The following is a 7,936-nucleotide window of genomic DNA, read 5'->3' as shown; positions in this document are numbered from 1 at the left end:
GTAGCAGCAAATAATTGCTACTACCGGTAAGGTCTAACTTTATGGGGTCACTACACATCCCAGCGATATCACGCGACTTTTTTATTTGTTTTCCAGTTCGCGGCGGTTCATCTCACGCAGCAGCTCAATGGCTCCCTTGCCGATTCCTGTCTCCCGCGCAGTTTCCTCCACACTGTAGCCACTCAGAAGCAACGCTCTGGCCTTGGCCGCATTCGGGGAAATATCAAGCCCTTCATCAGCAGGTGCAATCACCTCAGCACTTTGACCGCCCTCTTCTACGGGCAGCCGCTCATCCATAGCCTTGGCCGAGCGGCTGCTCATGGCCTCTGCCAGTCCGGCTGCCTGCTGGACACTCACAGGTGGCGTCTCAACATGGACAGCCTGCGCCAGCTCGTCCCGCTCCATCGACTGCTGCAAAACCTGCGCAAAGTCTTGGGCATCGACGCGCTCTGGCTCCCGTGCAACCACTGGCGAAGCAGCCATCGGCGCACTGGCTGCCGGAGCTGGAGCCGCCGGCATGACCGCGGATGGCATCACCGGCGGTACAGCCTGCCAGCGGGCGGCCAGCTCATCGGCTACGCGGCGTGCTGTCAGCGTATCCGATGAAAGCTGCCGCAGCTGCTGCTCAAGGTCAAGGCCAGCTCTCCTGGCCTCATCCAGCTGAGCTTCCAGCTTGCGATTGCGTTCATCCGCCTCCTGCAGCAGCCGCTCCAGATGCTTGATATGGCTGCCCATACGGCTGATAACGGCATCCGCCGAGCGCTCGAGTTCCGCCTTGAGCTGATCTGTCGACTGCCGGAGCGCCTCACTGTCGATCTGCTGCTGCTGGCGGTGTGACAACCAGCGTGCTCCCATGACGAGAATGAACCCTACGATAATAAGTAAACCTAATGTTAAGACCATGACTGACTGCAACATGCCTCCTATAGGCTGATATCCAGAAGATGTCCGCGCGATGGATCCTTGGCAAAATGCTCGGGCTCCGGCTCAGTCTGCTCGGCCGCCGCCATGTGCCGCCGGCGCGAACCGCCGCCACCGCCCTGCTTCTGCTGGCGATCTGGCTCGTCCTTGATGCGGCCATCCTCCAGTTCATCCTTTTCGCGGACCTGTTCCTGTTTCAGCTTATCTTCTTCTTTCTGTTTTACGGCTTGAAAATCCGACTGCATGGCATTTGCCTGATTCAGGTTATGCTGAACCTGTGTCGCATCAGCCGCCCGCGGAACCATCATTTGCAAACTCATCGGCGTGACATCCATCGGATTCCCTCGCTTTCTTCAATCAGTATGGACCAATGTCCACCCGTTCATCTTTGACGGTCAGCGTCGTGCGCTTGATTTCCGACTGCACATTCATGATGACCGAATTGATAGAAATCTTGACACCTGGATAGATTGTATCACTTACGCGGATTTTGCCATTCTGCATCTGCGAAAGCTCTTCGCCCAGTGCCTGTATCTCCTGCTCATCCCGCTTGATCTTGCCGGCCAAGGGGAACTGCGAACGCGTCAAAGCATTGATCTGGTTGATGCGCTCCTGCGGCAGACGGCTGATGTCAATCTTGCTGAGCGTATTGAGCATCTGATTGATCTGTCTGAGACGCTCCTTCGACTCTTTATACTCCCGGCACAGATCGCGGTATTTCTTTTCAAGCTGAGGATTAACCCCCACAGACAACCGCGTGACTACCGAAGCTGGGTTCCCGACGATCTTGCAGCGGATCTCCTCGCCAGCAGCACATCTGCCGCCCGTGAGCATGCCCCGCTTCTCCTCCATGTAGATGCGCTTCCCAGCCGTAAGCGCTGAATGCAGCGACACATCGCGGATATAGATATCACGGCCGGCTTCGATCTCCGCATTCTCCGCAAAGGATGCATGCACATCCTCATCTGCCCGGATCTTGCCTCGGTTCATACCATTCACGCCGCCATTGACAAATACATTCCTGCCCTCGACGTTGCCGCCGCTGACCATGCCGCCGATCTGGACATCGCCTGTGGCCTTGACATTGAAGCCTGCCTCGACATTTCCCTTGACCTCGACGCTGCCAATGAAATCGATATTGCCAGTGCCGACGCCGACACCGCCTTGAATCAGCAGATGCGGATCGACTGAAATCTTTTTGCCTGTATCGACAATCTGTCCATCGATCAAGGCAATGAGCTCATTGTCTCCCGTGATTTCCGTATTGTTTCCCTGTGGCATCGGAATGGGCTTACCATTGCGGGCATTGATTTCCCGGCCATATACATCCCGTCCTGGCTCTCCCTGAGTCTGCGGAATACGAACCGCCAGCAAATCACCTTTTTTCGCCAGCACGAACAGATTCATGTTCTTGAAGTCAACACGATCATATTCGTCAACCTTTGGACGTCCTTTGATACCTAAATCAAAATGACGCTCAATCCGAGCATTCTCACCATGCCTGGGAGACTGTCCCTTCGCCGCCACAAATGGCGACAAGCTTTCTATTCCCCTGCGGATTGCATCCACATCGATACCGAACACGACGCCAGTATCCGTCAACGCCTGCCGGACATCCTCATAAGTTGGCAGCTTCCGCCCCACATTCGTATCATAACGGATCGTTGCTATCATTTTATCATGACTGATGTCGACGATGATTCCCGCGGGCTTCTGCTCCTCTTCCACTGGCTTTTCCTGCTCCGGCTGCGCCTGCTGATTTTCCTGTTCAGCAATCTCTTCCGGCAGTCCATATGAGGTTGCCAATTTCCGCGGCTCACCAGCTGCTTCGCGCAGAATCTGCGACAGCGTTATGATATCGTAATCAATAACACCATGGTCATGCAAAACCTGGCGTATATCCGACAACTCAAAAGCAAGGCCGTCAGCAGCATCGGGATAAATCGTCAGATAGACACCATCTTCCCGAAATTCAAACAAGTAGCCTGCTTCTTTGCTGCCTACCGCCGGGCGTAATGTCTGGTCATCCATGATACGTCCCCCCTAAGGCTGAATTTGCTATACCAAGCTTGCCTTCATCCGTGCCAAATATCCCCTCAACCTGAATACTGCCTTGGTATGCAGCTGCGAGATACGCGCCTCGGATAAATTCAAAATCAAGCTGATTTCTTTCAAGGTCAATTCTTCGTAATAATAAAGCGCTACAACCTTTTTTTCCTTCTCTGGCAAACGCTCAATCGCCGCTGCCAGTGTATTGCGGAGCTCCGCCTTTTCCAGGCGCTCAGTCGGCCCTTCTTCAGCCGAAGCTGGCGAATCGGTCCGCAGATAATCATCCAACGGAATCACAGTAGCCACGCTGATCTGGCTTTCCAGAGCACGAAGTTCTTTCTCGGTCAGACCTAATGCTTCAGCGAGTTCCTGGTCATTCGCTGGCCGCCCCAAACGGGTCTCCAGCTCATAAACAGTCTGTTCATAGCGCCGTATTTTCTGCCGGATAGCAACCGGAAGCCAATCCTTCGAGCGCAGGTAATCGAGCATCGCACCGCGGATACGTACCCCCGCATAGGTCTCAAACTTATTCTTGCGCTCCATGTCATACCGGTCAATCGCATCCATCAGACCGAAAAAACCACTGGAAAGCAGGTCATCACGATCTACATGGGCGGGCAGACTGATGGCCAGCCTGCCCGCAACCAGCTTGACTAAAGGCAGATAATGCTCAGCCAGCTGATTGCGAAGCTCGACAGTCTTATTTTCCAGATAGCTATGCCAAAGGGAAGTGACATCGGCCAAATTTTCATCCTGGTTCATTCCCACAGAATCCAACGGAACGTCCTCCCTCCATCATTTTCTGGAGGCACCATCAATTCTGCGATGGAGCCTCCATATGCCTGAGATCCTCTGAGCCCAGCGGCTTGAATTCCGCCTGCTCATGTTCTTGTTCTTCTTCTGCCGACTGCGTTTCAGCTTCAGCAGCAGCTGCCGCATCCTCAGCCTCATACTCTTCCGGACTCTTGGGCTCCTCTTTTTCCATCTCTTCGATGAGCTCGAGATTCTTGTCGAAACCGACTATGTCCTTTGTCTCCAGGATGAGCGTCACCAGCCAAACCAACGCTCCAGTCAACAGAAAGCCAATCAGGCTGCGGAGCAGCACCGTTGTCAGTCTGGCCTCACTGCTAAGTCCTGTCAGGACGATGATCAAGGCCGAAATAACACCAAATACCAACGACATTCCCAATTTGAACAACGCTGCTTCACCTCCTAACGGCATTATTCCCTTGCTTAGATTTCCTTTTCACCTTTGTCTATGGTCTTGACTTTGTACACACCAGTCTCCATATCGATGGAAACCGTACGGCCATACGTGCCTCCCGTATCCTCGGCGATCAGCCGGATATTCAGATCCTTCAGGATCTTCTTTGCAGCCTCTGCATTGCGTGCACCCACGCGCATGATGTCCGTCGCATTGGCAAAAGCAAACATCTGCGCACCGCCAGCAATCTTAGCCACGAGACGCGTCCGTGAAGCACCTAATGCCAAGACATCTTTCAGCATCAGCGGCAAGCCGGTATCGGCAAATTTTGCCGGATTATCGGTTGGCCTGGCCTGGGTGCTGTCCGGCAGCATGATATGCAGGAGTCCGCCCACTTTTGTCTGCGGATCGTACAAGGAAATGCCGATACAGGAGCCGAGGCCATAGCTGATGATTGTCGACGGCGCCTGGCCTACTTTGTAGTCTGCCATGCCGACTCGGATAAGATCTGCCATATCACTCAACTCCTACCGCGTCAATAATTGTATTCAACGAGCCTGGATCAGGGACCAGGAAGAACTGGCCATTGATGCCATCATCCTCAGAAAGGAATTCTGTCTCAATGACGAGTGCCTGATCGCCCATCTGGCCAAGCTGTGCCAAAACGACGTTGAGGATTGCGCCTGCCATGTCCATAGCCAAGGCGGGGATGGATGGCAGCATCGTAATCTTCGTGAACGTAAAGAATGCATTGAGGTACGCACCGGATAGGATATTGCCGATCTCCATCAGTGCAGACTCATCCATGAATTCCAGCTTTGTAGTTGAACCATGCGGTTTCCCCATGAGCGTATCTACCAGATAGAAGGCGCTCTTCTGGGGCAGCAGGAACAAGATATTGCTCGGTGCTTTACCGTAAACGCGCAGGAAAATACCGACGACAACGGCATCCGGACCGCCGACCAGATCTGGTACGGCTTCTAGCGGAACCAATGCCACCTTCGGTACATTCATATCAATGCGGCGGTTAATGACCTGTGACAGCGCCGTAGCGGAGTTGCCCGCACCAACGTTGCCGATCTCCCGCAAGGCATCAAGCTGATTGGCGGAAAGATTCAATTCATCTGTCATAGTTGGACCTCTCTTCTACAGGAAGGGGACGAGCCGCAGCCCTCCCCCTCACTGATACTGTCTAGTTATTTCCCGTCACCAACATTGCCGATGATCTCTTCAAGATTCAGCATGATGATCAGACGACCATCTACATTGCCGATACCGCTCAAGAAACGCGAACCGCTCTTGTCGTTGATTGCCTTCTTGGTATCCACCGGCTTGCTGTCGATCGTGAGTACTTCCGTCACTGCATCTACCAGCATACCGACATGGAGATCGTCGATATTCACCGTGACAATACGCGTGTCATCCGTATACGGTGTTTCCGCCAGTCCCAGGCGTTTCTTGAGGTCAATGACCGGCAGCACAGAGCCGCGCAGGTTGATGACGCCCTTGATGAAATCAGCGGAAAAAGGAACGCGGGTTATATCGGTGAGATTGCGGATCTCCTGGACATTCAGAATGCTGACACCATATTCCTCATCCCGGAGCTTGAAAGCGACTACCTGTCTGCCTTCATCCATCTCATTCATGTTCTCTTCATTTGCCATCTCAGCTACCTCCTCTTACTGCTGCATCATCGTAGCGACATCCAGGATCAGGGCAACACGACCATCGCCGAGTACCGTCGCACCAGAGAACATCTTGAGACCTGCGAACAGGTTGCCCAAGGTCTTGATGACGATTTCCTGCTGTCCGATCAGATTGTCGACAACGATACCTGCTTTAGCCTCGCCAGCATGGACAACGACTACGAAAATCTCATCCGAATCCTTGACGTGCGGTACCTGCAGCGTCTCTTCCATGCGGATAATCGGGATGATCTCACCACGCAGGACAATGACTTCCTTATTCCTTACCGTCTTGATATCCTCCGGCTGGATATTGATCGTGCTGTCGATCGAGCCGAGCGGGATTGCATACATCTCTTCCTGTACCTTGACGAGCATTGCCTGGATGATAGCCAGCGTCAACGGCAGTTTAATCTTGAATACCGAGCCCTCATCGATCTTCGTCTCAACATCGACATGACCGGAAAGGGACTCGATCTTGCTGCGTACAACGTCCATACCAACGCCGCGGCCCGAGATATCCGTGATCTGCTCAGCCGTGGAGAAGCCCGGCAGGAAGATCAGGCGTACAGCATCGGCATCTTCGAGCTTATCTGCATCTTCCTGCGAGATCATGCCCTTCTCGACGGCCTTTTTGCGGATCTTATCCGCAGCAATGCCAGCACCATCATCCGTGACCATGATGACAACATTGTTGCCTTCATGACGGGCAATGAGGCCGACTTCACCAGTGCGCGGCTTGCCTTTAGCTTCACGCTCATCCGGATGCTCGACACCATGGTCGAGGGAGTTGCGCAGCAAGTGCATGATCGGGTCGCCGATCTCATCGATGACGGTACGGTCAAGCTCTGTCTCCTCACCCTCGATGGTCAGGTTAATTTCCTTATTGAGCTCTTTGGATACGTCGCGGACCATGCGCGGGAAACGGTTGAATACTGCGCTGACCGGGACCATACGGACCTTCATGACAATGTTCTGCAGATCGGTCGTTACGCGGTCCATCTGCTCCAGCGTTTCCGTGAGCTCCGACAGACGATGCGTCTGGCCGATCTGCTCCAGGCGGACTTTATTGATGACCAGCTCGCCCATGAGGTTCATCAGCGTGTCGAGCTTATCGATATCGACACGTACGGACTGGCTCTGATGTGCTTTTTTCGGCGGAGCAGCCTTCGCCGGAGCTGCCTTCTTCGCCGGGGCTGCCGGTTTCGGAGCCGGAGCCGCAGCGGCTGGTGCTGCCGGTGCTGGTGCTGCTGCAGATGCCGGAGCAGCTGCCGGTGCTGCGGCTGCCTCGGGATCGACTACCTCGACGAGGATCTTGTCGATTTCCGAGATGCTGCTCAGCGAATCCTCAACCGCCTTCTTGTCTGCCCCCGTCACCACGAGGATATCGAAGCTATGGTCGAATTTCTCCTGCTCAAGATCCTCAGCCGGTGGTACGGATTTCACGACATCACCGATTTCATCAAGTGCATTCATTACCATGTACGAACGCGCCGATTTGAGCAGGCAGGTCTCGGACAGCGTGATCTGGACGTGAACACCGATCATGCCACCCTCTTTGGCTTGGCGCAGCATATCGCGGTCAATGTCCGTAAGCTGCATGCCCCCCACAGTGGCAGCAGCTGCCGGTGCTGCAGCTGCCGCTGGTGCAGCTGGAGCAGCCGCCGGTGCCGGCTCGCCTTTGGAGATCGAGCTGAGTTTTGCCACGAGATCCGATACATCGACAACATCCTCCGATTCACCATCGGCGACACTGTTGATCATCTGCTCCAGCGAATCCAGGCACTTGAACAACGTATCGATAATATCCTCATCGAGCTTCAGCTGTTCCTTGCGGATCAGGTCAAGGACATCCTCCATCTCATGGGTCAGCTCGGCAATCTTGTTGTATCCCATAGTTGCCGACATACCTTTGAGCGTGTGCGCATTGCGGAAGATATCGTTGACGACAGACACATCCTCTGAATTCTCTTCCAAGCTCAGCAGTCCTTCGTTCAAAGACTGTAAATGTTCATGTGATTCATCCAAGAACATGTCCATATACTGATTTGTTTCCATTTGTATTCCCCCTATATCC

General features: G+C 53.8%; 9 protein-coding genes. All 9 read right to left on the bottom strand.

Annotation, left to right across the window (positions count from 1 at the left end):
- Positions 1-81: 81 nt before the first annotated feature.
- Complete coding sequence (locus FZ041_RS07760; protein ID WP_149189156.1) at positions 82-918, bottom strand: hypothetical protein; 837 nt, start codon at positions 916-918, stop codon at positions 82-84.
- A 5-nt stretch (positions 919-923) separates the two neighbouring features.
- Positions 924-1,241 (bottom strand): hypothetical protein, encoded by a 318-nt coding sequence (locus tag FZ041_RS07755; protein WP_082336241.1) that lies wholly within the window; start codon positions 1,239-1,241, stop codon positions 924-926.
- Positions 1,242-1,278: 37 nt separating this feature from the next.
- Complete coding sequence (locus FZ041_RS07750) at positions 1,279-2,952, bottom strand: flagellar assembly protein A (protein WP_149189155.1); 1,674 nt, start codon at positions 2,950-2,952, stop codon at positions 1,279-1,281.
- Positions 2,953-2,979: 27 nt separating this feature from the next.
- Complete coding sequence (locus tag FZ041_RS07745) at positions 2,980-3,732, bottom strand: FliA/WhiG family RNA polymerase sigma factor (protein WP_075443876.1); 753 nt, start codon at positions 3,730-3,732, stop codon at positions 2,980-2,982.
- Positions 3,733-3,784: 52 nt separating this feature from the next.
- Entirely contained in the window at positions 3,785-4,168 is a 384-nt protein-coding gene (locus FZ041_RS07740) for a hypothetical protein (RefSeq protein ID WP_075443738.1), read from the bottom strand.
- A 35-nt stretch (positions 4,169-4,203) separates the two neighbouring features.
- On the bottom strand, positions 4,204-4,689 hold the full coding sequence (locus FZ041_RS07735) for a chemotaxis protein CheD (protein WP_075429718.1): 486 nt from the start codon (positions 4,687-4,689) through the stop codon (positions 4,204-4,206).
- Position 4,690: 1 nt separating this feature from the next.
- The gene (locus FZ041_RS07730; RefSeq protein WP_075443740.1) at positions 4,691-5,305 is read right to left on the bottom strand and encodes a chemotaxis protein CheC; all 615 of its coding nucleotides are present in this window, start codon (positions 5,303-5,305) and stop codon (positions 4,691-4,693) included.
- A gap of 65 nt (positions 5,306-5,370) precedes the next feature.
- Entirely contained in the window at positions 5,371-5,838 is a 468-nt protein-coding gene (locus tag FZ041_RS07725) for a chemotaxis protein CheW (protein WP_033169888.1), read from the bottom strand.
- Positions 5,839-5,853: 15 nt separating this feature from the next.
- Positions 5,854-7,917, bottom strand: coding sequence for a chemotaxis protein CheA (locus FZ041_RS07720; RefSeq protein WP_149189154.1), 2,064 nt, complete (start codon positions 7,915-7,917; stop codon positions 5,854-5,856).
- Positions 7,918-7,936 lie beyond the last annotated feature (19 nt).

The sequence above is a fragment of the Pseudoselenomonas caprae genome (assembly GCF_008271345.1).
Taxonomy (GTDB): domain Bacteria; phylum Bacillota; class Negativicutes; order Selenomonadales; family Selenomonadaceae; genus Selenomonas_A; species Selenomonas_A caprae.
This window is presented reverse-complemented; position numbering and strand designations above follow the sequence as displayed.